General features: G+C 68.6%; 27 protein-coding genes. 22 read left to right on the top strand and 5 right to left on the bottom strand.

Annotated elements, in window-relative coordinates:
• Nucleotides 1-91: 91 nt before the first annotated feature.
• On the bottom strand, nucleotides 92-1,438 hold the full coding sequence (locus tag NTY77_17255; protein ID MCX5797241.1) for a thiolase family protein: 1,347 nt from the start codon (nucleotides 1,436-1,438) through the stop codon (nucleotides 92-94).
• A 62-nt stretch (nucleotides 1,439-1,500) separates the two neighbouring features.
• Between NTY77_17255 and NTY77_17250 the strand changes: the two genes are divergently transcribed.
• From NTY77_17250 to NTY77_17240, 3 genes are read left to right on the top strand one after another with little or no spacing between them, the layout of a single operon-like run.
• Entirely contained in the window at nucleotides 1,501-2,835 is a 1,335-nt protein-coding gene (locus NTY77_17250; GenBank protein MCX5797240.1) for a glycosyltransferase, read from the top strand.
• Nucleotides 2,832-3,383: a GNAT family protein gene (locus tag NTY77_17245; protein MCX5797239.1), complete on the top strand. Its 552-nt coding sequence runs from the start codon at nucleotides 2,832-2,834 to the stop codon at nucleotides 3,381-3,383. Before NTY77_17250 ends, NTY77_17245 begins: the two co-directional genes overlap by 4 nt.
• Nucleotides 3,380-4,585 carry an acetyl-CoA C-acyltransferase gene (locus tag NTY77_17240; GenBank protein ID MCX5797238.1) on the top strand — a complete coding sequence of 402 codons (1,206 nt, stop codon included), beginning with the start codon at nucleotides 3,380-3,382 and terminating at the stop codon, nucleotides 4,583-4,585. The genes NTY77_17245 and NTY77_17240 overlap by 4 nt, the downstream gene beginning before the upstream one ends.
• 1 nt (nucleotide 4,586) lies before the next feature.
• Here the strand turns inward: NTY77_17240 and NTY77_17235 are convergent, their stop codons facing one another.
• A complete protein-coding gene (locus tag NTY77_17235; protein ID MCX5797237.1) occupies nucleotides 4,587-5,531 on the bottom strand; it encodes a response regulator in 945 nt (314 codons plus the stop codon).
• Nucleotides 5,532-5,626: 95 nt separating this feature from the next.
• Here NTY77_17235 and NTY77_17230 point away from each other — a divergent pair, with 95 nt between their 5' ends.
• The 15 genes from NTY77_17230 (at nucleotide 5,627) to NTY77_17160 (ending at nucleotide 16,584) form a co-directional block, all read left to right on the top strand.
• Nucleotides 5,627-5,812 (top strand): AtpZ/AtpI family protein, encoded by a 186-nt coding sequence (locus NTY77_17230; GenBank protein MCX5797236.1) that lies wholly within the window; start codon nucleotides 5,627-5,629, stop codon nucleotides 5,810-5,812.
• A 7-nt stretch (nucleotides 5,813-5,819) separates the two neighbouring features.
• Complete coding sequence (locus tag NTY77_17225) at nucleotides 5,820-6,152, top strand: hypothetical protein (GenBank protein MCX5797235.1); 333 nt, start codon at nucleotides 5,820-5,822, stop codon at nucleotides 6,150-6,152.
• Nucleotides 6,149-6,934 carry a F0F1 ATP synthase subunit A gene (atpB, locus tag NTY77_17220; GenBank protein MCX5797234.1) on the top strand — a complete coding sequence of 262 codons (786 nt, stop codon included), beginning with the start codon at nucleotides 6,149-6,151 and terminating at the stop codon, nucleotides 6,932-6,934. The genes NTY77_17225 and atpB overlap by 4 nt, the downstream gene beginning before the upstream one ends.
• A 16-nt stretch (nucleotides 6,935-6,950) precedes the next feature.
• A complete protein-coding gene (gene atpE, locus NTY77_17215; GenBank protein MCX5797233.1) occupies nucleotides 6,951-7,247 on the top strand; it encodes an ATP synthase F0 subunit C in 297 nt (98 codons plus the stop codon).
• A 1-nt stretch (nucleotide 7,248) separates the two neighbouring features.
• Nucleotides 7,249-7,755, top strand: a complete 507-nt coding sequence (gene atpF, locus NTY77_17210) for a F0F1 ATP synthase subunit B (GenBank protein ID MCX5797232.1) — start codon at nucleotides 7,249-7,251, stop codon at nucleotides 7,753-7,755.
• Entirely contained in the window at nucleotides 7,752-8,285 is a 534-nt protein-coding gene (gene atpH, locus NTY77_17205; protein MCX5797231.1) for an ATP synthase F1 subunit delta, read from the top strand. The genes atpF and atpH overlap by 4 nt, the downstream gene beginning before the upstream one ends.
• Entirely contained in the window at nucleotides 8,275-9,801 is a 1,527-nt protein-coding gene (gene atpA, locus NTY77_17200; GenBank protein MCX5797230.1) for a F0F1 ATP synthase subunit alpha, read from the top strand. Before atpH ends, atpA begins: the two co-directional genes overlap by 11 nt.
• Nucleotides 9,798-10,226 (top strand): hypothetical protein, encoded by a 429-nt coding sequence (locus NTY77_17195; GenBank protein ID MCX5797229.1) that lies wholly within the window; start codon nucleotides 9,798-9,800, stop codon nucleotides 10,224-10,226. The genes atpA and NTY77_17195 overlap by 4 nt, the downstream gene beginning before the upstream one ends.
• Before the next feature lies 1 nt (nucleotide 10,227).
• Complete coding sequence (locus NTY77_17190; protein MCX5797228.1) at nucleotides 10,228-11,151, top strand: NAD-dependent epimerase/dehydratase family protein; 924 nt, start codon at nucleotides 10,228-10,230, stop codon at nucleotides 11,149-11,151.
• A 1-nt stretch (nucleotide 11,152) separates the two neighbouring features.
• On the top strand, nucleotides 11,153-12,055 hold the full coding sequence (atpG, locus tag NTY77_17185; GenBank protein MCX5797227.1) for an ATP synthase F1 subunit gamma: 903 nt from the start codon (nucleotides 11,153-11,155) through the stop codon (nucleotides 12,053-12,055).
• Nucleotides 12,056-12,090: 35 nt separating this feature from the next.
• Complete coding sequence (locus tag NTY77_17180) at nucleotides 12,091-12,441, top strand: PilZ domain-containing protein (GenBank protein ID MCX5797226.1); 351 nt, start codon at nucleotides 12,091-12,093, stop codon at nucleotides 12,439-12,441.
• On the top strand, nucleotides 12,438-13,856 hold the full coding sequence (gene atpD, locus NTY77_17175; GenBank protein ID MCX5797225.1) for a F0F1 ATP synthase subunit beta: 1,419 nt from the start codon (nucleotides 12,438-12,440) through the stop codon (nucleotides 13,854-13,856). Before NTY77_17180 ends, atpD begins: the two co-directional genes overlap by 4 nt.
• Nucleotide 13,857: 1 nt before the next feature.
• The gene (locus NTY77_17170) at nucleotides 13,858-14,283 is read left to right on the top strand and encodes a F0F1 ATP synthase subunit epsilon (GenBank protein MCX5797224.1); all 426 of its coding nucleotides are present in this window, start codon (nucleotides 13,858-13,860) and stop codon (nucleotides 14,281-14,283) included.
• Nucleotides 14,283-14,867 carry a hypothetical protein gene (locus tag NTY77_17165; protein MCX5797223.1) on the top strand — a complete coding sequence of 195 codons (585 nt, stop codon included), beginning with the start codon at nucleotides 14,283-14,285 and terminating at the stop codon, nucleotides 14,865-14,867. The genes NTY77_17170 and NTY77_17165 overlap by 1 nt, the downstream gene beginning before the upstream one ends.
• 307 nt (nucleotides 14,868-15,174) lie before the next feature.
• Entirely contained in the window at nucleotides 15,175-16,584 is a 1,410-nt protein-coding gene (locus tag NTY77_17160) for a hypothetical protein (protein ID MCX5797222.1), read from the top strand.
• A 6-nt stretch (nucleotides 16,585-16,590) separates the two neighbouring features.
• On the opposite strand, the gene NTY77_17155 is transcribed toward NTY77_17160, so the two are convergent.
• Entirely contained in the window at nucleotides 16,591-16,950 is a 360-nt protein-coding gene (locus NTY77_17155) for a nitrous oxide-stimulated promoter family protein (protein ID MCX5797221.1), read from the bottom strand.
• Nucleotides 16,922-17,320, bottom strand: coding sequence for an OsmC family protein (locus NTY77_17150; protein ID MCX5797220.1), 399 nt, complete (start codon nucleotides 17,318-17,320; stop codon nucleotides 16,922-16,924). The genes NTY77_17155 and NTY77_17150 overlap by 29 nt, the downstream gene beginning before the upstream one ends.
• Nucleotides 17,321-17,421: 101 nt before the next feature.
• Here NTY77_17150 and NTY77_17145 point away from each other — a divergent pair, with 101 nt between their 5' ends.
• From NTY77_17145 to NTY77_17130, 4 genes are read left to right on the top strand one after another with little or no spacing between them, the layout of a single operon-like run.
• Nucleotides 17,422-18,411, top strand: a complete 990-nt coding sequence (locus tag NTY77_17145) for a C40 family peptidase (protein MCX5797219.1) — start codon at nucleotides 17,422-17,424, stop codon at nucleotides 18,409-18,411.
• Between the two features lie 37 nt (nucleotides 18,412-18,448).
• Nucleotides 18,449-20,638 carry a serine hydrolase gene (locus NTY77_17140; GenBank protein MCX5797218.1) on the top strand — a complete coding sequence of 730 codons (2,190 nt, stop codon included), beginning with the start codon at nucleotides 18,449-18,451 and terminating at the stop codon, nucleotides 20,636-20,638.
• Nucleotides 20,635-21,540: a PorV/PorQ family protein gene (locus NTY77_17135; protein MCX5797217.1), complete on the top strand. Its 906-nt coding sequence runs from the start codon at nucleotides 20,635-20,637 to the stop codon at nucleotides 21,538-21,540. The genes NTY77_17140 and NTY77_17135 overlap by 4 nt, the downstream gene beginning before the upstream one ends.
• Nucleotides 21,541-21,543: 3 nt before the next feature.
• Entirely contained in the window at nucleotides 21,544-24,024 is a 2,481-nt protein-coding gene (locus tag NTY77_17130) for a S41 family peptidase (protein MCX5797216.1), read from the top strand.
• Between the two features lie 12 nt (nucleotides 24,025-24,036).
• Here the strand turns inward: NTY77_17130 and NTY77_17125 are convergent.
• On the bottom strand, nucleotides 24,037-24,939 hold a 903-nt coding region (locus tag NTY77_17125; protein MCX5797215.1), incomplete at its 5' end, for a serine hydrolase.

Raw genomic sequence — 24,939 nt, 5'->3', positions numbered from 1 at the left:
GCTCGCACGAAGAACAGCGCGAACGCGATTCGGCCCAGACACGCTTTGCGCGTCTGGGCCGAATGACAAGAACAGCGTCGGATAGCGGCGGTTAGATTTTTTCCAGCACGAGCGCTCCGCCCGTGCCGCCGCCCGCGCAGGCCGCGGCCAGGCCCAGCCGGGCCTGGGGGTCCTCGTGTAGAGAATACATCAGGTTGAGCACCAGGCGAGTGCCCGTAGCTCCCAAAGGATGCCCCAACGCGATGGAGCCTCCGTTCGGATTCAAGGCGCCCGCCTCGTACTTGGCCCGCCAATCGCAGCCGTGCTCCGGGCCCAGCTTGAAGATGGAGAGCACGGTGGCCGCGAAGGGCTCGTGCAGCTCCACATGGTCCATGTCCGCGAACTTCACGCCCGCTGATTCCAAAGCCACGGGCGCCGCGAGAGCGGGGGAGACGCCCATGAAGGCCGGCTCGTTGCCGAAGTAGCCCCAACTGCGCAGCTCGGCTAAGGGCGTCAAGCCCAGCTCCGCCGCGCGCTCCGGCGTGGTCACGATCACGGCCGAGGCCCCGTCCGAGCGGCCGCAGGAGTTGAACAGAGTCACCGTGGCCTGGCTCTTGCCCTCTTCGAAGACCCGGTCTTTCAAGAACGCGGCGTTGTCCCGGTAGAAATCCTTGAGCGGGTAGGCCGTGGAGCCGAACAGGGCCGGCGCCTTGGCGAACATCTGGGGCTTGTTGGGCAGGTCCTCGCGCAGGAACGGGTACTCGTCCTTCTCCAGGACGGTCTTGCCGTCCACGACCACCGGGGCCACATGGGAGGCGTAGAAGCCGCGGTTCCAGGCGGCCAGGGTGCGCCGGAAGCTCTCGCAGGCGAAGCGGTCCTGCTCCTCGCGGGGGACGCCGTAGAATTGCGCGCAGACCTCGGCCGTGGCGGCCATGTTGATATGCTCCACCGGGTCGGTCAGGCCTTCCTCCATGGCGTCTACGATGCTCGCGTTGGGGTTGTCCCACAGCGCGCCCCAGCGCTCCTTGACCGTGGCCAGGCTGCGCAGCTCCCGCGCCGCGCGCGAGCCCTCGATGGTGTAGGGCAGGCGGGACATGCTCTCCGTGCCGCCCACGATGTAGAGCCGGCCCTCGCCGACCAGGATGCGGCGCGCCGCCTCGCTGACGGCCTCGAAGGAGGAGATGCAGTTGTTCTGGACCGTGAGCGACTGGCACTTCTCGGGCAGGCCGCTGGTCAGGGCCACCACGCGCGCGATGTTGGGGGCGGAGAAGGTCTGCCCGACCCAGCCCACGACGAGGCCGTCTACGGCCGCGGCTTCAAGGCGGGCGCGCTCCAGGAGGTTGTGCACCGCGGCGTGCATGAGCGCGGCCGGCGGCAGGTCCGCCAGGCTGCGCGAGATATGGCCGATGGGAGTGCGCAGGCCGGCGCACAAGACGATCCGTCTGGATTCAGCGTGCATGCGGTCATTATAGTCCATAGGACGCGCGCCTGCAAATGTTATAATCGCAACGCTTGGGCATCGTGTTCATCGGCAGCCATCTGGGCTACCCCATGGACCGCACTCCTTTGGGCGGCGGCGCCATGGTGGGCCTGCGGCTCATCCGCAATTGGGCGGCGGCGGGCCTGCGCGGCCTGACGGTCCTCGGCTCCGGACTGGAAGCCCCGGCCCCGGGGGTCGAGTACGTCCGACTGCCGGCCGGGCCCGGCTACGACCTGGTCCGCCTTTCCGAGTTCGAGTACGCCCGCTTCTGCCGGGATTTCGAGGCCGCCACCACCGACTGGCTCCTGGCCCGGCGCGACCGCCTGCCCCCGGCTGGGACCACGGTGCTGGTCAATGACGTCTCCGAAGGCCCGACCCTGTCCAGGCTGGCCGAGGCCGGCTACCCCATCGTCTCCCTGTGGCACGTGGACGTGGTGGACTATTTCAACAAGATCTACCTCTACAGCCTGGTCCCGCCGCAGCATCTGACCCGGCTTTACGAGCGCTGCCGCCGGCTGGGACTCTCCGGAGCGGTGCCGGACCTGCTGCGCATCATCTTCGAGAAGCAGCGCGAGACCGTGGCCCTTTCCCGCCGCCTCATCGTGCCCTCCCGGAGCATGGCCGAGACGCTGACCCGCTGCTACGACGGCGAGACGCCCGGCGCAAGCCTGGCCCCGCGCATCCAGATCGTGCCCTGGGGCGCCTTCGCCGATGAGGCCCCGGAGCCCTCGGAGCAGCGCCTGCGGGAATTGCGCGAGCGCTTCCATGTCGGGCCGCGCTCCGTGGTGCTCATGACCCTGAGCCGCATCTCGCCGGAGAAGGGGATCCACCTGCTGCTCGAAGCCCTGCGCCTCCTGGAAGGCGAGGGCCGCCTGGAGGGCCGGGACGTGGTGCTCCTCATCTGCGGCGAGGCCTCCTTCATGCAGGGCGCGGCCTACTGCCGGCGCGTGCGCGCCGCGGCCGCGGCCTTGCGCCGGGTCAAGGTCTTCTTCCCCGGCTATCTCGACGCCGCGGCCAAGAAGGCCCATTTCCGGCTGGCGAACCTCTTCGTCTCCCCGTCGGTCCACGAGAGTTACGGCCTCAACCTCGTGGAGGCCATGCAGGCGGGCCTGGCGGTGCTGGCCAGCGACCATTACGGGGTGCGCGAGATACTCGACGAATCCTGCGGCCTGGTCGTGCCCTATCCGAGCCTGGCCGCGGCACCCCGGCGCCTGGCCGAAGCCCTGGAGCCCGCCCTGGCCGACTGCGCCAAGCTCGCGGACATGGGGCGCGCGGCGCGCGCGCGGGCGGCCGGCATGCCCTTCTCCCGCGCGGCCGACGCGGTGTTGCGGGCCTGCCAGGAGGTCGTGGCTCCGACGGTCCGGGCGCTGAGATGAGCCCGGCCCCGCAGGGCCGACGCCTGCTGCTCAGGCCCCTGGCGGAGGCGGACGCGGCGGCGCTCTTCGCCGCGGTGGACTCCTCGCGCGAGGTCCTCAGGCGCCGTCTGCGCTGGGTGCCAGACGCGGTCTCCCCTGAAGACAGCCGGGGTTTCATCCTGGCGTGCGGCGAAGCCCGGCGCCGCGGCGAGCGGGATGATTTCGGCGTGTTCGAGGCGCGCTCCGGCGTTTTGGCGGGAGTGGCGTCTTTGCAATCCCTGCTGGCCGTGCCGGGGTTGGCCGAGTTCTCGCTCTGGATCCGCGCCGACCGGCAGGAGCGGGGCTACGGCGCGGAGGCGGGCCGGCTCCTCATCGAGCACGCCTTCCGGCGGGACGCCCTGCAGAAGCTCTATGCCCGCCTCGACCCGGCCAACCGGGGCGCGCGCAAGGTGCTCCAGCGCGCGGGCTTCCGCTACGAGGGCTGCCTGCGCCACGAGAAGCGCTTGAACGGCCGCTGGATAGACCAGGAATGCTGGGGCCTGCTGCGCTCGGAATGGAGGAACAAATGAGCCAACGAGAAGCCGTAGCCGTGGCCGCGGTCCGGTCCCCGGTGGGCCGGCTGGGCGGTCAGCTCGCGCCGGTGCGGCCCGACGACCTGGCCGCGGCCGTCATCGCCGCCCTCTTGAAGACCGTTCCGGCCCTGGACCCGGCCGAGATCGCCGACGTGTACCTGGGCTGCGCCAACGGGGCCGGCGAGGACAACCGCAACGTCGCGCGCATGGCGGCGCTGTTGGCCGGCTTGCCGCAGTCGGTCCCCGGCTGCACGGTCAACCGGCTCTGCGCCTCGGGCCTGGAGGCGGTCAATTGCGCGGCGCGCGCGATCCTGGCCGGCGAGGGAGAAGTCTACGTGGCGGGCGGCGTGGAGAGCATGAGCCGCGCGCCCTGGGTCCTGCCCAAGGCCGAGAAGGCCTACCCCTTCGGCAACCTCACAGCCTTCGACACGGCTCTGGGCTGGCGCTTCCCCAACCCCCGCATGGAGAAGCTCTTCCCCCTGCAGGGCATGGGCGAGACCGCGGAGAACATCGCCGAGAAGTTCCGGATATCCCGCGCCGACCAGGACGCTTTCGCTTTGGAGAGCCACCGGCGCGCCTGCCGGGCGCGCGAGCGGGTCTTTGCCGAAGAGATCGTGCCCATCCCGACCCCCGGCCCGAAGGATCCCGCGGCCGCCGCGAAGCAGGACGAGACCATGCGGCCGGACACCACGCTGGAGAAGCTCGCGGCGCTCAAGCCAGCTTTCCGCAAGGGCGGCAGCGTGACCGCGGGAAACAGCTCGAGCATGAACGACGGCGCCGCGGTCCTGCTGCTCATGGAGGCCGCTCGGGCTCGGGCGCTGGGCCTAGCGCCCTTGGCGCGCTGGGCGGGCTCGGCCGCCGCGGGCGTGGACCCCACGCTCATGGGCCTGGGCCCCATCGCGGCGGTCCGCAAGCTCTTGGGCCGGAAAGGACTCAAGGTCTCGGACGTGGATCTGCACGAGATCAACGAGGCCTTCGCGGTCCAGGCCTTGGCCTGCGCGCGTGAGCTGGGCCTCGACGCGCAACAGCTCAACGTCAACGGCGGCGCTATCGCCTTGGGACATCCTCTGGGCTCGAGCGGGGCGCGCATCACCGTGACTCTGCTGCATGAGCTGCGCCGCCGCGGCGCCCGCCGCGGCCTGACGTCGCTCTGCATCGGCGTGGGGCAGGGTCTGGCCGCGCTCTGGGAAGCCTGCTGACCTAGCGGCGGCGGTCCACGAGATACTTGCTGCCCGGCAGCTCCTTGGCCGCTTTCTTGAGCTCCGTGCCGAGCTGCGACACCTGGGCCAGGGATTCGAGCTTTTTGTTGGCGTTGTGGCAGATGCCGATGGAGACCGAGAGCAGGGGGAACTCCTTCACGTTGCCCTGGCGGTCCGTGGACATGATGCGGCCGCGTTTGCGGTCCGCCTCGTTGTAGAAGCCGGGGCTGGCCGCGTCGAACTCCGCGATGACGCGCCGGGCCATCTCCTCCATGCGGGGCGGCTCGGTGAGCACGATGAAGTCGTCCCCTCCGATGTGGCCCACGAAGTCGGGCGGGCCGGCCTGCTCGCGCGCGACCTTGACGAGGATGTCGGCCAAGGTGCGCAGGACATGGTCGCCCGCGTCGTAGCCGTAGCAGTCGTTATAGGCCTTGAACTGGTCGAGGTCAACGTAGAGCACGGCCAGCGGCTGGTTCTGGGCCAGGGCGTCCTCGATGCGCGACTCGATGGAGAGGTTTCCGGGCAGGCGCGTCAGCGGATTGGCGTCGAGGCCCTGCCGGGAGCGCTTGAGGATCATGCGGATGCGGGCCAGGAGCTCGCGGATATCCACGGACTTGGTGATGAAATCGTCGACGCCCAGGTCGAGACCCTCGATGCGGCTGTCGCGCGAGCCTGAGGCGGAGAGGATGATGATGGGCAGGTGGGCGAAGAGCGGGTCCCGGCGCAGTTCCCGGCAGACGGTGAAGCCGTCGCAGCGGGGCATGATGAGGTCCAGGACCGCGATGTCCGGGGGGTCCTGGCGGATGGCGGCCAGGGCTTCCTGGCCGTCTGAAGCCGTGGTCACCGAGAAGCCTTGGCGCTCCAGGGTCTCCTTCATCAGGGCCAGGAGGTCGGGCTCGTCGTCGGCGAGCAGGATCCTGGGCAGGGGGTGGCGCGTATCGGCCATAGTGAGACGAGAAGTATACAACAAATCTCCGGGCCGGCGTCCGTCATTGACATGATGAGCCTGATAATTCGTAGAATCTTCCCGCATCATCGCGCATGAACGCCCTGGCTGCGGGAACCGAACTGGCTGCTGCGGTGCTGGTCGGACTCGGGGGCGGCTACTGGCTGGACTCGGTCTGCGGCACGGGTCCCTGGCTGAGCGTTCTGGGCGCGATGGCCGGGATGGCGCTTGCGCTCTATAGACTCATCAAATTATCGAGAATTGGCCGCAAAGACGATTAGTGCGGCCGTGCCGGCCGGCCTGCTGGCCGCGGCCGCCGCGGCCGGCGCCCGGTGGCTCTGGCCCGGCGCCGCAGGCCGCGCCGCGGCCTGGGGGCTGGCGACGGCCTGGGCCCTGGCTTCCCTGGGAGCCGCGGCCCTCCTGGCGGCCCAGCAGGTCTCGACGCGGGCCTTCTGGTGGACCTTCTGGTCCGGGGTGGGCAGCCGCGCGGCGGTGTTGGTCGGCCTGATGCTCTGGTGCCTGCGCACGCCCGCGGCCTGCGCGCCGGCTTTGCTGGCTGGCTACGGCCTCGGCATCGCCTTCCTGCTGCCCCTGGAGCTGCGGCGGGTTCCTTTGCGATGAACTTCGAAGAGATCCTCGGGCACCACCTCCTCGACCACACCTATTTCCCGCTTTTCTCGATCGGCCGCTTCACTTTGGCCGTATCCAAGCACTCGGTCACGCTGTGGGTCGTGGCCGTCCTGCTCGTCCTGGCGCTCTCGGCCGCGGCGCGGGGCCGCAGCGGCGCCGGGCGCCTGTGGCGCACGGCGGTCGAGGCGATGGTGCTCTATGTCCGCAACTACATCGTGGCCCCCGTCTTCGGCCACGACACCGAAGCCTTCCTGCCGTATTTCCTGACCCTCTTCTTCTTCATCCTGGGCTGCAACCTGTGGGGCCTCCTGCCGGGCTCCTCGGCCGTGACCGGCAACGTCTCGGTGACCGCGGCCCTGGCTTTGAGCACCTTCGTCCTCATCAATCTGGCCGGGATCAGGAAGTTCGGGCTCCCCGCGCATTTCAAGCACCTGGTGCCCGGCGGGATGCCCTGGATCTGGTGGCTCAGCCCGCTCTTGATACCGCTCCTCTACGTCATCGAGCTCATCGGCTTGTGCGCCAAGTGCGTCGCTCTCTGCATCCGCCTCTTCGCCAACATCTTCTCCGGGCATATCGTGTCTTTGGCTTTCCTGTGCATGATCTTCGTCTTCGCCCAATTCGGCCGCGGCGTGGCCCTGTTGGGAGTGGCCCCCGTGGCCGTGGGCTTGGCTTTGTTCGTCGCCGCGCTGGATCTGCTGGTGGCCTTGATCCAGGCCTACATCTTCACCTTGCTCACCGCAGTGTTCGTGGGCATGGCGGTACATCCGCATTGAGCGCAAAGGAGAGACAATGAACTACCTCGGACTCGGTTACATCGGAATCGGCCTCGGCATGGCGGGAGCCCTCATCGGCGCCGGGCTCGGCATCGGCAAGCTGGCCAGCTCGGCCTTGGAGGGCACGGCGCGCCAGCCGGAGGCGGCGGGGACCTTGCAGACCATGATGATCATCCCCGCGGCCATGATCGAGGGCCTCGGACTGCTGGCCCTGGTCGCTTGCTTCCTGGGCGTGCTGAAGCTCAACAGCGGCGTGGACGCCGCAGCGGCCAGCCGGGCGCCGGTCGCCGCGGAAGCCCAGGCCCAGCACTGAGATGGACAAGCTGGTCACCCCGGACCCGGGGCTGATGTTCTGGACCATCGTCACCTTCCTGGCGCTGGTAGCCCTGCTCAAGCGCTTCGCCTGGGGGCCGCTGCTGTCGGCCATCGAGGAGCGGGAGGTCCACCTCAAGGCGCAGGCGGCCGCGGCTAAAGAGGCGCGCGACGAGGCCGAGCGCATCAAGAACGAGGTCGCCGCCGCCCTCGCCGAGTCCCGGGCGGGCCGGCAGGAGGTCCTGGACCGGGCCGCCAAGGACGGGGAAGCGCTGCTGGCGAAGTTCCGGACCGCGGCGGAAGACGAGACCCGCAAGCTGCGCGAGAAGACCGCCGCGGAGTTGGGGCGCGAGAAGGACCGCCTCGTCGGCGAGCTGCGCCGCGAGGTGGCGGACCTCTCGGTCCTGGCCGCGGAAAAGCTCCTGCGCCGCTCCGTGGACCCGGGCGTGGAGAAGGCCGTGCTCGACGACTTCTTCAAGGACATCTCCAAGGGAGGCCGCCGGCAGTGACCAGCGCGGACCGCATCCTCGCCGGCCGCTACGCGCGGGCGCTCTTCGCCTTTGCGGCGGCTCGCCAGTCGGAAGCGGCCGTCGCCGCCGACCTGTCCGCCTGCTCCGGCGCACTGTCCCTGGCCCTGCCGCTGCTGCGCGACCCGCGCGTGCCCGCGGCGCAGAAGAAGGCTCTGGTCCGGGAGTGCCTGCACGGCTCCGCCCCGGTGACCGCGGATTTCTTGGAGTACCTGATCGAGAAGAAGCGCTTCGGCCTGCTGCCGCTGGTGGCGGGGGATTTCGACCGGCTCATGCTGCAGGCGCGCGGCGTGGTGCGGGCGCTCGCCCGCTCGGCGCGGCCCCTTTCCGAGGCGGACCGCCAGCGGCTGCGCCAGAGCCTGGAGGCGTTCGCCGGCAGCGGCGTGGAATTGCGGTACGAAGAGGACCCGGAGCTTTTGGGCGGCGTGTCCGTGCGGCTGGGGGACTGGGTCCTCGACCGGAGCCTGCGCGGCCAGCTGCAGAGTCTCAAGGAGGCCATCCGTGGCGATTAGACCAGAAGAGATCACCGCAGTCATCAAATCCCGGCTGGAGGCCTGGGGCCAGACGGCGCGGCTCCAGGAAGAGGGCGCGGTGCTGCAAGTGGGCGACGGCATCGCCCGCGTCTACGGCCTGGAGCGCGCCATGGCCGGAGAGCTCCTGGAGCTGCCCCACGGCGTGGTGGGCATGGTCTTGAACCTCGAGGCCGAGAACGTGGGCTGCGTGCTCCTGGGGCCGGACCACCTCATCCACGAGGGCGACCCGGTCAAGCGCACGGGGCGGGTCATGTCCGTGCCCGTGGGCGAGGCCATGATCGGCCGGGTGGTCAGCCCCCTGGGCGCGCCGCTCGACGGCAAGGGCCCCATCAAGACGCAGAAGACCCGGCCCATCGAGGTCGTGGCCCCGGGCGTGGTCGAGCGCTCCCCGGTCCAGTCGCCCATGCAGACGGGCCTCAAGGCCATCGACGCCATGATCCCCATCGGCCGGGGCCAGCGCGAGCTCATCATCGGCGACCGGCAGACCGGCAAGACCGCCATCGCCATCGACGCCATCATCAACCAGAAGAACGCCCCCAGGCGGCCCATCTGCATCTACGTGGCCATCGGGCAGAAGCAGTCCACGGTGGCCCAGGTGGTCAAGACTCTGGAAGACCACGGGGCCATGGAGTACTCGATCGTGGTCTGCGCCGGGGCCGCCGACCCCGCGCCCCTGCTCTACATCGCGCCCTACGCGGGCTGCGCCATGGGCGAGGAGTTCCTGGCTCAAGGCAAGGACGTGCTCGTGGTCTACGACGACCTCTCCAAGCACGCCCAGTCCTACCGCCAGCTCTCGCTGCTGCTGCGCCGCCCGCCGGGCCGCGAGGCCTACCCCGGCGACGTCTTCTACCTGCATTCGCGCCTCCTGGAGCGGGCCTGCGCGCTCTCCGAGAAGAACGGCGGCGGGTCGCTCACGGCCCTGCCCATCATAGAGACCCAGGCCGGCGACGTCTCGGCCTATATCCCCACCAACGTCATCTCCATCACGGACGGGCAGATCTACCTGGAGACGGGCCTGTTCTACTCCGGGGTCAGGCCCGCGGTCAACGTGGGGCTGTCCGTCTCGCGCGTGGGCGGCGCGGCCCAGACCAAGGCCATGAAGACCGTGGCCGGCCGCCTGCGCCTGGACCTGGCCCAGTACAACGAGCTGGCCGCCTTCGCGCAGTTCGGAGCGGACCTGGACAAGGCCTCGCAGGCGCAGCTCGCGCGCGGCGAGCGCCTGGTCGAGCTCTTGAAGCAGGACCAGTACCAGCCCATGCCCTTCGAGCGCCAGGTCATAGCGATCTTCGCGGGCATCAACGGCCATCTCGACGGGATCCCGACCGCGCGCGTGCGCGAGTTCGAGGCGGGGCTGCTGGCCCACGTCTCGGCCCGGCATCCGGACCTCGTCGCGCAGTTGGTGAAGGAGCGCGCCCTCGACGACGCGCTGGCGGAGCGCCTGACGCAGGCCGTGACCGAGTTCAAGGCGTCATTCCAGGAGGGACGAACCCCATGACCACTTTGATCCTTGCGGCGGCCTTGGCCGCCGGCGCCGCCGCGGCCCCGCAGCCGGGCCCGGACGCGGGCGGCCTCCTGAACCTCAGCTGCATCGAGGCCCTGGCGGCTGTCCGCCAGCCCAACCTCGCGGGCGTGTTCTCATTCATCTCCGAGAAAGATTCCCCGGCCGCCTTCGCGGACCTGGTCGCTCACGACGGCAAGGCCCTCAAGCGATACGTGGAGAAGGTGGGCCGGGACTTCGAAGCCGCCGGCGGGGTCACGACCTGGGACCACGAGGCTCTGCTGTTCGCCCTCGCCCTCTACTCGGGGCCGCTGGCCGCGACGTTCGAAAAGCCCTCCGCCAAGCTCATGGCCCGCATCAGCGAGCTGAGCCTCAGCCCGACGCTGAGCCTGGAGCAGGTGACGGCTCGGAGGAAGAAATAGCGTGCGGTCCCTGGTGACGGGCGCCGCCGGCTTCGTGGGATCCAACCTGGCCCTGGCCCTGGCCGCGGCCGGGCATGAAGTGGTCGGCCTTGACGATTTCACCTCGGGGAACTTCGCCAACCTGAGGGGTTTCGCGGGCGACTTCGTGGCCGCGGACTTGTCGGATCCTGCCGCCTGGGCGGACCGGGTCGGAGATGTGGAGGCGGTCTTCCACCAGGCCGCCATCACGGACACCACCGTGACCGACCAAGGGCGCATGATGCGCGCCAACGTGGAGGCTTTCCGCCTCTTGCTGCGCTGGGCCGCCGAGCGGGACATCCGCACCGTGGTCTACGCCTCCTCGGCCGGGATCTACGGCGACGGGCCGGTGCCCATGCGCGAGACCGCCGCCTCCCGGCCGCTCAACGTCTACGCTTTCTCCAAGCGCGTCATGGAGAAGGTCGCGGCGGATTTCGTCAACGCGCATCCCAAGATGCGCGTGGTGGGCCTGCGCTATTTCAACGTGTTCGGCCCGCGCGAGCGCTTCAAGGGCGCCGTAGCCAGCATGATCTGTCAGCTGGCCCTGCAGATGCGCGCGGGCAAGCGGCCGCGCATCTTCACGGACGGCGAGCAGTACCGCGACCACATCTACGTCAAGGACGTGGTTCGGGCCAACCTCCTCGCGGCGCAGAAGGCGCCGTCCGGCGCCTACAACGTCTGCACCGGCAAGAAGACCACCTTCAACGAGATCATCCGCTTCCTCAACGCCGCCCTGGGCACCGGCCTCGAGCCCGAGTACTTCAAGAACCCCTACTCCTTCTACCAGAACGAGACTTTGGGCGACCCGGCCCTGGCGCAGAAGACCTTCGGCTACAAGGCCGAGTTCTCCGTCGAGAAAGGCGTCCAGGACTACCTGGGCGCGGCGGAGGCCCCCGCCAGGATCTGATATGGCTTCTCTGCGCGACATCCGCCGCAAGATCAAGTCGGTCAAGTCGACCGAGCAGATCACCCGGGCCATGAAGATGGTGGCCGCGGCCCGCATGCGCCGCTCACAGAACGCCATCCTCTCCGCGCGGCCTTTCGCGGTCAAGATGGAGGGGCTCATCCGGGACCTGCACGCGGTGCACCGGGCTCGGGCCGCGGAGGGGACCGGCCCGGAGGGGATCCGGGACTTCTTCGCGGCCCCGGCCGGCGGGGCCGCCGGCCTCATCCTCATCACCGGGGATAAGGGCCTCTGCGGCGCCTTCAACACCACGCTGCTGCGCGCGGCCCTAGAGTGGCTCCGGGCCCACGGCGGGCACAAGACCTATCTGGCCGTGGTCGGGCGCAAGGGCCGGGACTTCGCCCGCCGCCTGCGCGGGATGGACTGCGAGGTGGTCATCGAACTGGTCAACATCTTCCCCAAAGCGGGCTTTCATCACGCGGAGATGCTGGGCCAGGCCCTGCTCTCCGCCTACCGGGAGAAGGGGCTCTCCCACTGGGACGTCATCTACAACGAGTTCAAATCCGCGGCAACGCAGCGCCTGGTTCGCGAGACCTTCCTGCCTGTGGCGGAGTTCGCGGCCGCGGCTCCCTCCGGCGAGAGGAAGGCGGATTTCTCTTTCGAGCCGGACTATGTCCGACTGCTGCAGGCCCTGCTGCCGCGCTATATCAAGGCCCAGCTCTACCGCATGCTGCTGGAGTCGCAGGCCGCGGAGCTTTCGGCGCGCATGAACGCCATGGACGCGGCCTCCAAGAACGCGGCGGAGTTGCGGGAGAGCCTCAACGTGGCCGCCAACCGCCAGCGCCAGGGCATGATCACCAAGGAGATCGCGGAGCTGGTCGGCGGGGCCGAGGCCCTGGCGGCCTGAGAGGGATTTTCAGTCGCACCGAGCAAGGAGAGACGATGAAGAAAGAGATGAGCAAAGAGAAGCGCAAGCACCCGAGGTTCCCCCTGGGGATCAACCTGGAGATCCGCGCCGGCGGCCATCCCGTGGGCAAGTGCCGGGGCTCGATCGTGGACCTTTCGGTCGGGGGCATGGCCTTCCGGACCGACGCGGTCCTGGAGGAGGGCATGAGCCTGTACCTCAAGCTCAACATCCCCCTGGAGATCCACGGCGAGGTGCGCCACTTCAAGGGCTCGGCGGTCGGCGGCATGCACCGCTACGGCGTGCGCTTCCACAAGATCGGCTACCAGCTGCCCGACACCAACAAGCCGCAGACCTTCATCGCGGCGCAGTTCCAGAGGAAGCCGTGAGCGCGGGCAAGGTCTCCCAGGTCATCGGCGCGGTCCTGGACGTGGAGTTCCCGGCCGGCGAGCTGCCGGCCATCCTCAACGCCCTGCGGGTGCGTAAGCCCGACGGGGAGGTCTTGACCTTGGAGGTGGCCGCGCACCTGGGCGACAATATGGTGCGCACCATCGCCATGCAGCCGACCGACGGCCTGGTGCGGGGCACGGCCGTGGAGGACACGGGCGCCCCCATCACCGTGCCCGTGGGCCGGGCCTGCCTGGGCCGGCTCCTGGATGTGCTGGGGCAGCCCAAGGACTACCGCGGCGAGGTGGCGGCCGAGGCGCATCTGCCCATCCACCGCGCGCCGCCGCCCTTGGTGGACCAGGTGACCACCCCGCAGATCTTCGAGACCGGCATCAAGGTCGTGGACCTTTTGGCGCCCTACATGAAAGGCGGCAAGGTCGGGCTCTTCGGCGGGGCCGGCGTGGGCAAGACCGTGGTCATCATGGAGCTCATCAACAACGTGGCCAAGGAGCACGGGGGCGTCTCGGTCTTCGGCGGCGTGGGCGAGCGCAGCCGCGAGGGCAATGACCTCTGGCTGGACATGCAGCGCTCCAAGCTGGCCGACGGCTCGCCGGTCCTCTCTAAGACCGTGCTGGTCTACGGGCAGATGAACGAGCCTCCGGGCGCGCGCGCCCGCGTGGGGCTCACGGCCCTGACCCAGGCGGAGTATTTCCGCGACGTCCAGGGCCAGGACGTCCTGCTCTTCATCGACAACGTGTTCCGCTACGTGCTGGCCAACGCCGAGGTCTCGGCGTTGTTGGGGCGCATGCCCTCGGCCGTGGGCTACCAGCCCACGCTGACGACGGAGGTGGGACAGCTCCAGGAGCGCATCACCTCCACGTCCAAGGGGTCCATCACCTCGATCCAGGCCATCTACGTGCCGGCCGACGACCTGACCGACCCCGGAGTGGCCACGACCTTCTCGCACCTCGACGCCACCACGGTGCTCTCCCGGCAGCTCACGGAGCTGGGCATCTACCCGGCCGTGGATCCCCTGGACTCGACCTCCCGCATCCTCGATCCCAAGATCGTGGGCGCGGAGCACTACTCGGTGGCGCGCTCGGTGCAGAAGGTGCTGCAGCGCTACCGGGACCTGCAGGACATCATCGCCATCCTGGGCATCGACGAGCTCTCCGACGAGGACAAGCTGGTGGTGGCGCGCGCGCGCAAGATCCAGAAGTTCCTCTCCCAGCCGTTCTTCGTGGCCCAGCAGTTCACGGGCCGGCCGGGCAAGTACGTCAAGCTCAAGGATACCATCGCGGGTTTCCGCGACCTGGTGGCGGGCAAGTACGACTCTCTGCCCGAGCAGGCCTTCTACATGGTGGGCTCCATAGACGAGGCGGTCGCCAACGCCAAGGCCATGGAGGAGAAGGTCTAGCATGGCCGGCCCGCTGACGTTGGAGCTGATCACCCCTGAGCGGCCCGCCTTCAGCGGGGAGGGGGACTTCGTGGTCCTGCCCGCCTGGGAGGGCGAGATGGGGGTGCTGCCCGGGCACGCGCCGTTCCTGGTCCAGCTCAAGCCGGGCGAGGTGCGCTTCAAGGCGGGCGGCGAGACGAAGATCTTCGCGGTCTCGGGGGGCTTCGCCGAGATCCGCGGCGACAAGGTCTCGCTTTTCGCGGAGACGGCCGAGATGGCCGAGAGCATCGACGCGGAGCGGGCGCGCCAGGCTCTGGAGCGGGCCAAGGCGGAGCTGCTCAACAAGGATCTGGACTCGCTGACCTTGGCGCAGGCGGAGGCCGCGATGCGGCGCGCCCAGGTGCGCCTGAAGGTGGCGCAACTGCGCTCCGGCAGGAGGCAAGCGTGATGTCGGGCATCTGGCTGGCGGCGGCTTTGGCGGCATCGGGCCTGGCGGCGCCGGTGAGCACGACGGACCGGCCGCAGGACAAGAAGACGGAGGACAAGGGCCTCATCGAGCGCGCGCCGGTGCAGTGGCTCAAGGTCTATCAACTCCCCATATTCCGGGAAAGCTGGAAGCTGGAGGGCTCCGTAAAGAGCCTGGACCAGGACCTCCCCCGGGTGCGGGAGGCGTTCTCCAAGGAGGGCGCGGCGTTGGTCGGGGCCGATGAGGCTTCCGGCAAGGCCAAGCGGCTGAGCTACCGCTGCCCTAAGGAATCGGCCAAACGCGCGCTGGCCGCGCTGAAGAAGATCGGGACTTTCGGGGAGCCCGCCGTTCGCCAGTCGATGGAGCCGGTCTCGCGCGTAGATGTGCAGGGAAAGATCAAGGCCCTGGAGGCGGACAAGACCGGACACGCCGAAGAGCTTGCCAAGATGCCGGCGGTGACCGGCTTGCTCGATGAGATGCTGGGGCACCTGCTCGGAGTGGAGGCGGCCCTGAGCAAGCCCGAAGTCGAGGTGCTCGTCCACCTCTCCGTCAAAGAGAAGAACTGACCGGCATACGCAGGCTTCTTCCGATAATCCGGGACATGTTCCCCCGAAGTCAGCTTAGCACTATAAAATCACGCAGGCCCTGGTGGGCCCATGCCGTCGTCTTGGTCGCTCTGGTCGCTTCTTCGGCGTGCATCCTCAATCGGGACCTGACGTTGTTCGGACTGACGGCAGACGATTCCATTGAAGGGGCCCAAGCTATGCAGATTCTTCATCGGAAGGCGCCCCAGGGCCCTGGCGTGTCTTTCGGAGGCCGGCGGTTCCCACTCGTTGTTAGCCCGTATCGGGGGGGGGGGGGGGGGTCTACGCGATGCTCCCCTTCGTCTGGGCCGTACCCGACCGGACGAAGGCTCTGCGGCTGTGCGCGTTGGCCTGGGGTGCTGCTATCGTCGTCCCGGCCTATGGGTTGGCCTATCTCCTGTCCGCTGATCTGCTTTTGGCGGTCCTCGCTGGGCTAAACTGGGTCACCTCGGCGTTTTTCGTCACCTCCATCAATTTCTTCGGGATTGACCAGAGCGGCGTCATGGCGGTATTTTGCTGTGTCGCGGCGGCGTTCTTTCTCGCCGCCACCCTGACGGAGAGTTCCGCCTCGGCCTGGCTGTGGTCCTGCTTCTGGATGGGGCTGAGTATCGGCTTTGCCCCGCAGGCGGCGGCGTTGGTGGTCGGGTGGGGGGTCTCTTCGTTCTGTTTCCGTCGGCGTTTGTGCAAGTTGTGGTCGGGCCGTCCCTGGGCATTCTGGTGCTCCTTCCCTTTGGCCGGAATCGGAATCGCGCCGATGCTTCTGGCCAACTTGATGGGGAGTGGGTTCACCTTCGACTACATCCGCCAGAACCTGGGAACGACGAGCGGCAACGTCCACAATGCGGAGTACTTGCGGAACCTGGCAGTCAGGTTGCAGCACTTGGTGGAACTGTCGACTTCTCAGGCCTTCTACGGGAGCAGTCCGCCGGCGGCCGTGGCTTTCAAGATGGGGTTCTTGGTCGCGACAGTGGCCCTGGCAATCTACGGGTTGGCCTGCGTTTTGCGCAGGGGATCAGCAAAAGAAGGAACCCTCCTGGTGCCGGTCGTATGTCTGGTCGTATTCTTTCTGCTTTCCCCGTTCACGCTGAACGGACTCAATCCCAAGCACTTCCTCGCCATGCTCCCGCTGTGGCTTGCGGTCGTCGCTGGCCTCCCGGCGCTCTTCTCCCATCTCCCGAAGGCGGCCAAAGCCCTGAGGGCTGGGGTCATCCTGGGCCTGGTGGTAAGTCTCGCGTTGAACGCCGGGAGCCTGATGCAGTATTGGACTTTCGTCGAGAGCAATGCGGGAAGGCGGCTTCTGCCCAGGCTCGAGCCTATCGCCAATTGGCTGGTGGCAAACGATGTCAGAAGACTTATGGTCTTCAACTCCATATCCCTGAACAGTTACCAGCTATCTTACCTGATTGATTCCGAGATCGAGATCGCGGACTACTATTCTTATGGAATTGCCATTCCCAAGGAGCCTGGAAAGTTGGATGAATGGGTCCGGAAGGGGGCGGGGGCCCATTTCATGTTGTTCGATTCGGACTCTCCCGGCAGACAGCCGGGGGAGCCTCTGCGGGCGCTGGAGCTTGCCTGCATGAAGAGGGCGGCGGTGCCGAGGCTCATCAAGGAATTCCCAGTAGGGATATCCCTGCCCACCATACGCATTTTTAGTGTGGAGTCTTCAGGAGCGCCGGCAGATTCTCCTGATCGATGACCCCGCTCAGCGGCTGCGTTTCCGGGGGGCCGGCTTCAAGCCGTCGAGCAGGTGGCGCAGGGCCAGGTAGGGATGGCGAGCCGGCATGCGCGGCCCGGCGTAGCGCATGACCTCTTGGATGGCGGCGCGGCGCTTCGGCGCGTAGCAGTGGGCCGGGCAGTCCTTGCAGGGGGGCTTGCCGCCGCCGTAGCGGCAATGCTCCAGGCGGTTCGCCGCGTAGACGAGCAGGTCCGCGCACTCGGCGCAGAGGTCCATGCCGCCATGCTTGGCGCGGCAGTAGATGCCCAGCATAGCCGCGATCGTGAGCCGTTCGCGGGCCAGGCGCTGGTGCAGGCGCTTACGCGGCTGTCCTGGAGGAGAGCTCAATGCGCGGAGGCTCCTGGAGGTGCTTCTTGACCAGGCACAGGTTGGCCGCGCCGATGACGCCTGCGCGGTACTTCTCCGGGAAGTCCCTGGGCAAGGCCAGCTCGATGGACACCAGCTTGACCATGTGGGTCTCCGAGTCCATGTCCATCTTCTGCAGGAGCGAGATGCCCTGCGTGGCGATGCCGCGCTTCTGGCAGAAGCTCTGGATGTAAAAGCCCGCGCAGGTGCCCAAAGAGGCCAAGAAGAGGTCGAAAGGCGAGGGCGCGCTGCCCTCCCCGCCGAGGTCCTTGGGCTGGTCCGTGGCTATGCTGAGGCCCTTGAACTCGGCCGAGACCTTCTTGCCGCCGAGCAGCTTGATGTCCATCTCCATGGAGACATGATATCAAGTCCCCGCCTCTGGGTCCAAGGACCTATCCGACATGGGCCCCAAGGACTCTGGGCCTGGGCCGGAAGTCCCGGTATCCTGTCCTCATGGTCAAGAGGATGCGGGAAGGCGCAGGCGCCGCGGCTTTGGCGCTGCTGCTTGCCGGCGCGGCTCGCCCCGCCGCCGCCCTGAGGCTCCCGGAGATCGGCTCCCTTTCCGGTTCTTTCGACAGCGCGGGCGCCCCGGCCGCCGCTCCCGTCGCCGCGGCGGTCTCGGACGTGGCCGCGGGAGACGCGGTCTTCCCGACCTACTATGTCGGAAGCGACGGCGCGGACCTTTTCGCCAAGAAGCCGGAGAAAGGACGGGAGTACGACGCCGAGCGCCTGACCCAGCTCTACAAGAACGAGCCCGTCCGCCAGCTGGCTTTCACCAAGGACGGCTGGTCCCTCGTCGAGGTGGACCGGCTCACCGAGTACAACCCCCAGACCATGAAGTGGGAGGGCACCAAGGGCTGGGTGCGCACGCAGAGCCTGGGCGGCGACGCCGCGGGCGCGGCCCAGTGGCAGGCGTCCCGGGTCTGGTACGGCCCCGGCCCTGGCGGCGGCCCGGTCGCCGAGGCTCCCGCGGCCCCGCAGGCTCCGGCTGCCCCGCAGGCGCCGGGGGCGGCGCCCGCGCCCGCCCAGCCCGTGACCCCGTCTCCCGAGCCGCCCAAGGGCCTGCTCGACGCTTTCATCCAGTCCTTGTTCAGCTTCCGGGGCACGCCCTACAAGTGGGGCGGCACCAGCCCCGGGCGGGACGGCGGCGTGGATTGCTCGGGGCTGATCGTGGCCAGCCTCACCAAGATCGGCTTCGGCCGCATCCCGCGCACGGCCGCGGACCAGCAGCGCGCCACCGGCGCCCAGCCCCTCAGGGACCCCGGCGCGCTCAAGCCCGGCGACCTGATCTTCGTGGGCAGCCCGGCCCACCACGTGCTGGCCTACATCGGCGACGGCCAGGTCATCGAGTCCCCGCACACGGGCGACGTGGTCCGGGTCAGCGACCTGGGCGCGCGGTTCGGGTCGCTGGGTCAGCTCTCCTACGGCACCATCCTGCCCTGAGGCCTGCGGGCCCGCCGGCCTTTGCTATGATGGGCGGATGAGATTTCTTCCCGTCGCGGCGCTCGCGCTTTTCGCGACGGCATCCCGCGCCGGGGCGGTGACGGGGATCCCCTCCGAGAAGACCGACGCCCTCCAGGCGCTCATCGACTCGAAGGTGAGCGACGCCGGCGCCCCCGGCGCCATCCTCGCGGTCGACACGTCCAGCGGCACCTGGGTCGGCGCGGCGGGCAAGGCGGACCTCTCTACGGGCGAGGCGCTCAGCCCCGGCATGCAGATACGCCTAGCCTCGGTCACCAAGACCTTCACCGCGGCGCTCATCATGCGGCTCGTCGAGCTGGGCAAGCTCTCGCTCGACGACACGGTCGAGCGTTGGCTGCCGGGCCAGGTGACCGGCGGCGGCCAAGTCTCCATCCGGATGCTGCTCAACCACACGAGCGGGATCTATGATCACGAGCACTCGGTCCCGTTGTTCTGGAACATACTCCTGGCCGACCCGACGCGCGAGTGGACAGCCGGCGAAATCCTCTCGATATCGAACGCCCACGGCTTCAACTTCCCCCCCGGAACGCGGCACGACTACTGCAACACCGGCTACTACATCCTGGGGATGATCGCCGAGGCGGCGATGCCGGGGCAGAGCGTCGCGGACCTCGCATCGGCCCTCCTCTTCGCGCCCGCGGGCATGACGCGGACCGCCCTGACGGTGGACGGGACGCTCTCCGCGCCCTACGCCCACGGCTACTCGTGGCTCCCGACGACCAGGGCCGACACGGACACCACCGGCTGGAGCATGTCCTGGGACATCACGGCGGGCGCCGGCGTCTCGACCGGCGACGACATGCTCGCCTGGGTGAGGGCCCTTTTCGGCGGCGGGATCGTGAGCCAATCGTCCCTCGACCAGATGGAAGCCGCCACCGCGGTCTCGCCGGACTACGGCTTCGGGATGACGCGGTACCCTGCGGCGTATTTCGGCGAGTCAGCGCTCGGCCACGAAGGCGCCAACCCCGGGACGAACACGATATGGATCCATTTCCCGGGCTCGGAACGCACGATCTTCATCGGCCTCAACCGCAACGACACGGTGACCGTAGCCACTGAGACGCCGCATTTCAACACCGAGGATGTGCTCATCCCCGTCCTCTCGGGCGCAAAGAGGATATTGGACCCGTTGTCCGCCCCGGCCCTCTCCGGAGGCGCGGTCTCCAGCGGCAGCATACGCTGGTCGTGGTCTTTGCCCAGCGGCGCGGCGCAGAGCTTCGTCCTCCATGCGTCCACCGGAGGCGCCGTGGCCGCTCTCGGCGGCGGCGCGACTTTTTATCTCGAGACCGGGCTCGCTCCGGCGGCCAGCTACTCAAGATACCTGGCCGCAAAGGACAGCGTCAGCCTTTTCTTTTCAAGCACGAAGGCGGTGGCCACGCCCGAGGTGGGCTCCTGCATCAGCGGGACCTCCAGCAGCACTCTGACCGGGAGCGACGGCAAGACCCAGCTCGACATCCCGCCCGCCCTGCTGGGCGCGGCCACGGGCTGGATGCTCTCCGAGTCGCCGCTGCAGAGGCCGCTGACGGGCAACACCACCGCCTTGATCGTTGCGGCCGTGGCGCCCGCGGGCCTGCGGCAATCGACCGGGTCTTTGACCGAGTTCATCATCGCGGTGGACGGCGTGCGCTGCAACGGGACTTTTGCCCTGCCGGTCACCGTGAGGGTGCCCTACTCGGACGTCAACAACACGGGCTTCGTGGACGGGACCTCTCCGCCGGTGCGCGCCGACACCCTGCAGCTCTACACGCTCAACGAGACGAGCGGGCTTTGGGAGGCGGTGCCGGGCTCGACCGTGGACACGGTGAACAAGGTGGTGGTGGGGCAGCTCAGCCATCTGTCCATCTTCACGGCCTTCGGCGCGGGGGCGGTGAGCGGCTTATCCACGCTGCGGGTCTATCCCGTGCCCTACCGGCCCAACGGGGGCAATGCGGACCAGGGCAAGCCCTACTCGGCCGCGGACCCCAACTCCGGCATCATCTTCGACAATCTGCCCCAGAGCGTCAGCATCAGGATCTACACCTTGACCGGGAGTCTGGTGACGAGCTTCAGCTCCGAGGATTCGAGCGGCAAGCTGCGCTGGGACGCGCGCAACGACTCCGGCCAAGAGGTGGCCACGGGCGGCTATCTCGCGGTCATCACCAGCCCCGGCGCGTCCAAAGTCGTGAAGAAGATCTTGGTGGTCAGATGAGGAAGCTGCGCGGGCTGGTCTTGGCCGCCTTGAGCCTGGCCCTGGCCCGGCCGTGCCTGGCCGGGGCGGGGGCTGAGCCGCTGGACTTCCTGCTCCTCGACGCAAATGCCCGGGCCGTGGGCCTGGGCGGGGCCTACACGGCCCTGGCCACGGATGCCAACGCCCTGCTGTATAATCCCGCCGGCCTGGCCAAGGTGGGCCGCCACGAAGCGACCTTCATGCACAACGTCTACATGCAGGGCATCGGCCAGGAGTACGCCGCCTACGCCAGCCCCCAGGGCTGGGGCGCGGACCTGAACTTCCTCGACTTCGGCGGCGTCCAGAGGACGACCTTGAGCAGTCCCGGCGGCGCCGGGCTGGGGGAGACGGGCTTGAGCGACCTGGCTTTGGGCGCGGGCTATGGCCGGTCCCTCACGGAGTCGCTGGCCGTGGGCGTGGGCGTCAAGTACATCCGCGAGACCATCGACGACGTCAAGGCGCAAGGCTTCGCTTTGGACGCCGGCGGTCTCTACGCGGTCCCAGCGCTGAGCGGGCTGACCGTGGGCTTGGCGGTGCAGAACCTGGGGCCCACGGTGCGTTTCGACAGGGCCAGCGAGAACCTGCCCTTGAACCTGCGCGCCGGCGCGGCCTATGGCTTCAAGGTGAGCGGCCATGGCAACGTCGTGGCCCTGGATGTGACCAAGGAGCGCAGCCAAAGCGCGCTGGTGGCCGTGGGCGGCGAGACGCGGCTGCTGGAGCCGCTGGCCTTGCGCATGGGGTTCAACACGCGCAACGACGCCGGCATCGGGATCACGGCCGGCTTCGGCTACCTGTTCAAGGCCGGGAGCGTGGACTACGCCATAGTCCCGATGGGAGACCTGGGCGACGCCCACCGCATATCCTTGACCCTGCGCTGGGAATAGCGCATGGCCTCGCGAACGGCGGCGGCGCTGCTCTGCTTCTTGGCGCTCGCCGGGCCGGCCGCCCGCGCGGACGCGAGCGAGGCCATCCCCCTGCCGCAGCCCGAGAACTTCAGCACCATGACCTGGACGCAGGCCTTCGAATCCTTCCACGCCAAGTTCTCCCGAGAGTACGCGTTCACGTCGTGGAAGTCCATCGACTGGGCGGGGCTCAGGGGCCTGTACCTCCCGCGGATCACGGCGGCCCAGGCGGCGGACGACCGCTGGGCGTATCTGACCGCGCTGCGCGGCTATGTCCTCTCGATCCCGGACGGACACGTCAGCATCAAAAGCCCCGACTTGACCGCCAGGGAGGAGGAGCGTACGGCCGGCGGATTCGGGCTTTGCCTAACGGGTCTCGATGACGGGCGCGTGGTCGCCCACCGGGTCCTCGCGGGCGGCCCCGCGGCCGGGGCAGGCATGTTGGCGGGCGCGGAGATCACCCAGTGGAACGGGCTCCCCATCGCGACGGCGCTCGCCCAAGTCGATCTGCTCTGGAGGAAGGCGTTCTGGCCCATCGCGACCGACGCCTATGAGCGCCTCGAACGCTTCACCTATCTCGCCCGCGCCCCGGCGGGGACCCCGGCCACCGTCGTGTTCCGCAACGACGGCGCGCCCGCGGCGCAGACGGCCGTCCTCTCCGCCGTGAACGACGACTTCGCGACCATCAAGCAGGCGAATTTCGCCGCCCCGCCCGACTCGTCGGCGCCTCCCATCGCCTTCAAGATGCTCCCCAGCGGACATGGCTATCTCAGGGTTACGATGGAGGGCAGCACCCAGAGCGCCTACGATGATTTCAGGCGGGCCATCCAAGCCTTCGTGGACGCGGGGGTGCCCGGCGTGATCGTGGACCTGCGCGACAACGCCGGCGGCGACGACGCCATGGCCGCCCGCTACGCGGGGTTCTTCCACGACGCTCCGTCTTTCTATGAGTACCAGAACTACTTCAACGCGCAGACCGGGCTCTTCGAGATCGGCCTTGACGACGAGCACGGCGGCGCCGTCCGGGGCGGCTCGCTCTCCATCGAGCCGCAGACGCCGCGCTACAACGGCCCGGTCCGGGCCCTGGTGAGGCCGATGACCATCAGCTCCGGCGAGGGCGTGGCGCTGGGGATCGCGCGGGCGCCGCGCGGGCAGGTCGTCGGGTTCTACGGCACGAACGGCTCCTTCGGGATGCTGATGGGAGACGGCGCAACGCTTCCCGGGGGCGTCGGCGTCGAGTTCCCTTCAGGCCAATCTTTGGACGAGAGCAAGATCGTCCAACTCGACAGCCGCGGCGGGGTGGGCGGCGTGGCGCCGACCCTGCGCGTGCCTCGGACCGAGTCGATGGTCCTCGCCTTCGCCAACGGCGAGGACCCGGAGCTCGCCTTCGCCATCGACACCATGCCGCCCGCCCCGCCGAAGCTGAGCGCCTGCGCCGTGTCCAGCGCCGCGATCCGCTGGAGCTGGCCCACTTCCGGGGGGCTGGCGGGCGATTTCCAGCTCTTCTACGCGACCGGGACCTTGCTGGCGGCCCTGCCGAACTCCGCCACCTTCTACCTCGAAACAGGGCTTTCCTCGGCCACCGCGTATTCCCGCTACCTGCTGGCCTCCAACCCGAGCGGCCAGGCCTTCTCGAGCACCGTGACCGTGGTCACGCCCGGGCTGGGCTCCTACATCAGCGGGACCTCCAGCCAGACTCTGACGGGCAGCGACGGTCAGGCGCGGCTCATCATCCCCATCTCGCTGCAGGGCGCGGCCACGGGCTGGATGCTCTCCGAGTCGCCGCTGCAGAGGCCGCTGACGGGCGACACCACCGCCTTGATCGTTGCGGCCGTGGCGCCCGCGGGCCTGCGGCAATCGACGGGGTCTTTGACCGAGTTCATCATCGCGGTGGACGGCGTGCGCTCCAGCGGGACTTTGGACCCGCCGGTCACGGTGAGGATCCCCTATTCCGATGTCAACAACACGGGCTTCGTTGACGGAACCTCTCCGCCGGTGCGCGCCGACACCCTGCAGCTCTACACGCTCAACGAGACGAGCGGGCTTTGGGAGGCGGTGCCGGGCTCGACCGTGGACACGGTGGACAAGGTGGTGGTGGGGCAGCTCAGCCATCTGTCCATCTTCACGGCCTTCGGCGCGGGGGCGGTGAGCGGCTTGTCCACGCTGCGGGTCTATCCCGTTCCGTACCGGCCCAACGGGGGCAATGCGGATCAGGGCAAGCCCTACTCGGCCGCGGACCCCAACTCCGGCATCATCTTCGACAATCTGCCCCAGAGCGTCATCATCAGGATCTACACCTTGACCGGGAGTCTGGTGACGAGCTTCAGCTCCGAGGATTCGAGCGGCAAGCTGCGCTGGGACGCGCGCAACGACTCGGGCCAGGACGTGGCCACGGGGGGGTATCTGGCCGTCATCACCAGCCCTGGCGCGGCCAAGGTCGTGAAGAAGATACTGATCATCCGCTGAAAAGCGGGAGAGTCAGCGTCCCGCGCCGAAACCGTGCATGCTGGCGATGACGCGGTAGAACACCCCCGACATCTCGCGGATGATGTCGCCCCGGGAGTGCAGCCAGCGGAAATAGTGCCGGGCCGCGTGGCGTTTCTCGATGATGCCGATGAGTGCGTAGGCGTACTCGCGGCCGTCCGGCGCCTTGGCCAGGAGCACGCCCATGTCGCCGCAGAGGTGGCTGGTGCTGCCGGTCTTGCTGAAGTCCTCGGTGTCCTGCGGCAGGTCCGCCCCGGTGCGCAGGCGGTCGCGCTTGGGCAAGGCCATGAGGCGCTTGATTTCGACCGCGCCGGGCAGCTCCTCGCGCCAGAGCGCGAGCAGGAACCGGCTGTAGTCGCCCGCCGAGGCTCTATTTCGGTAGGTCCGCCCGCCCCGGGGGATGTACTCGACGATCTCGACGTTGGCCAGCAAGGAGCCGTAGTTCCGGCGCAGCAGGGACTGGACGGCCGCCGGGCCGCCGAGCTTGCGCAGGGCCCAGTTGGTGGCGTTGTTGTCCGAGTGCTGGATCATGCGCTCCAAGCGGCCGCGGGCGGCGTCGTCGTAGGCCAGGATACCCTGCTTGGCCTGGTGCATGTAGGCCAAAGCGATGAAGGGCTTGATGAGGCTGGCGGCCTGCAGCTTGAGGTCCCCGTTGATCTCCACCAGCTTCTCCCCGCTGGTGAAATCGTAGACCGACCAAGCCGTGTTCTCGTCCTTGGCTAGGCGGCCCTGGCGGTGCAGCTGGCGGACGTGCTCCTGCACCATGGCCTCCAGGCCGCGGCGCTGCTCGGCTTTGGCCTCATCCGTGGCGGGGCGCGGCGCCGGCATGGGGCGCAACGCGTAGCCCTGGAACTCCTCGTCCGGGAAATAGGAGATGTCGTAGAGGGCGCGGGCCGG

The organism is Elusimicrobiota bacterium (assembly GCA_026388095.1).
Lineage (GTDB): Bacteria > Elusimicrobiota > Elusimicrobia > UBA1565 > UBA9628 > UBA9628.
This window is presented reverse-complemented; position numbering and strand designations above follow the sequence as displayed.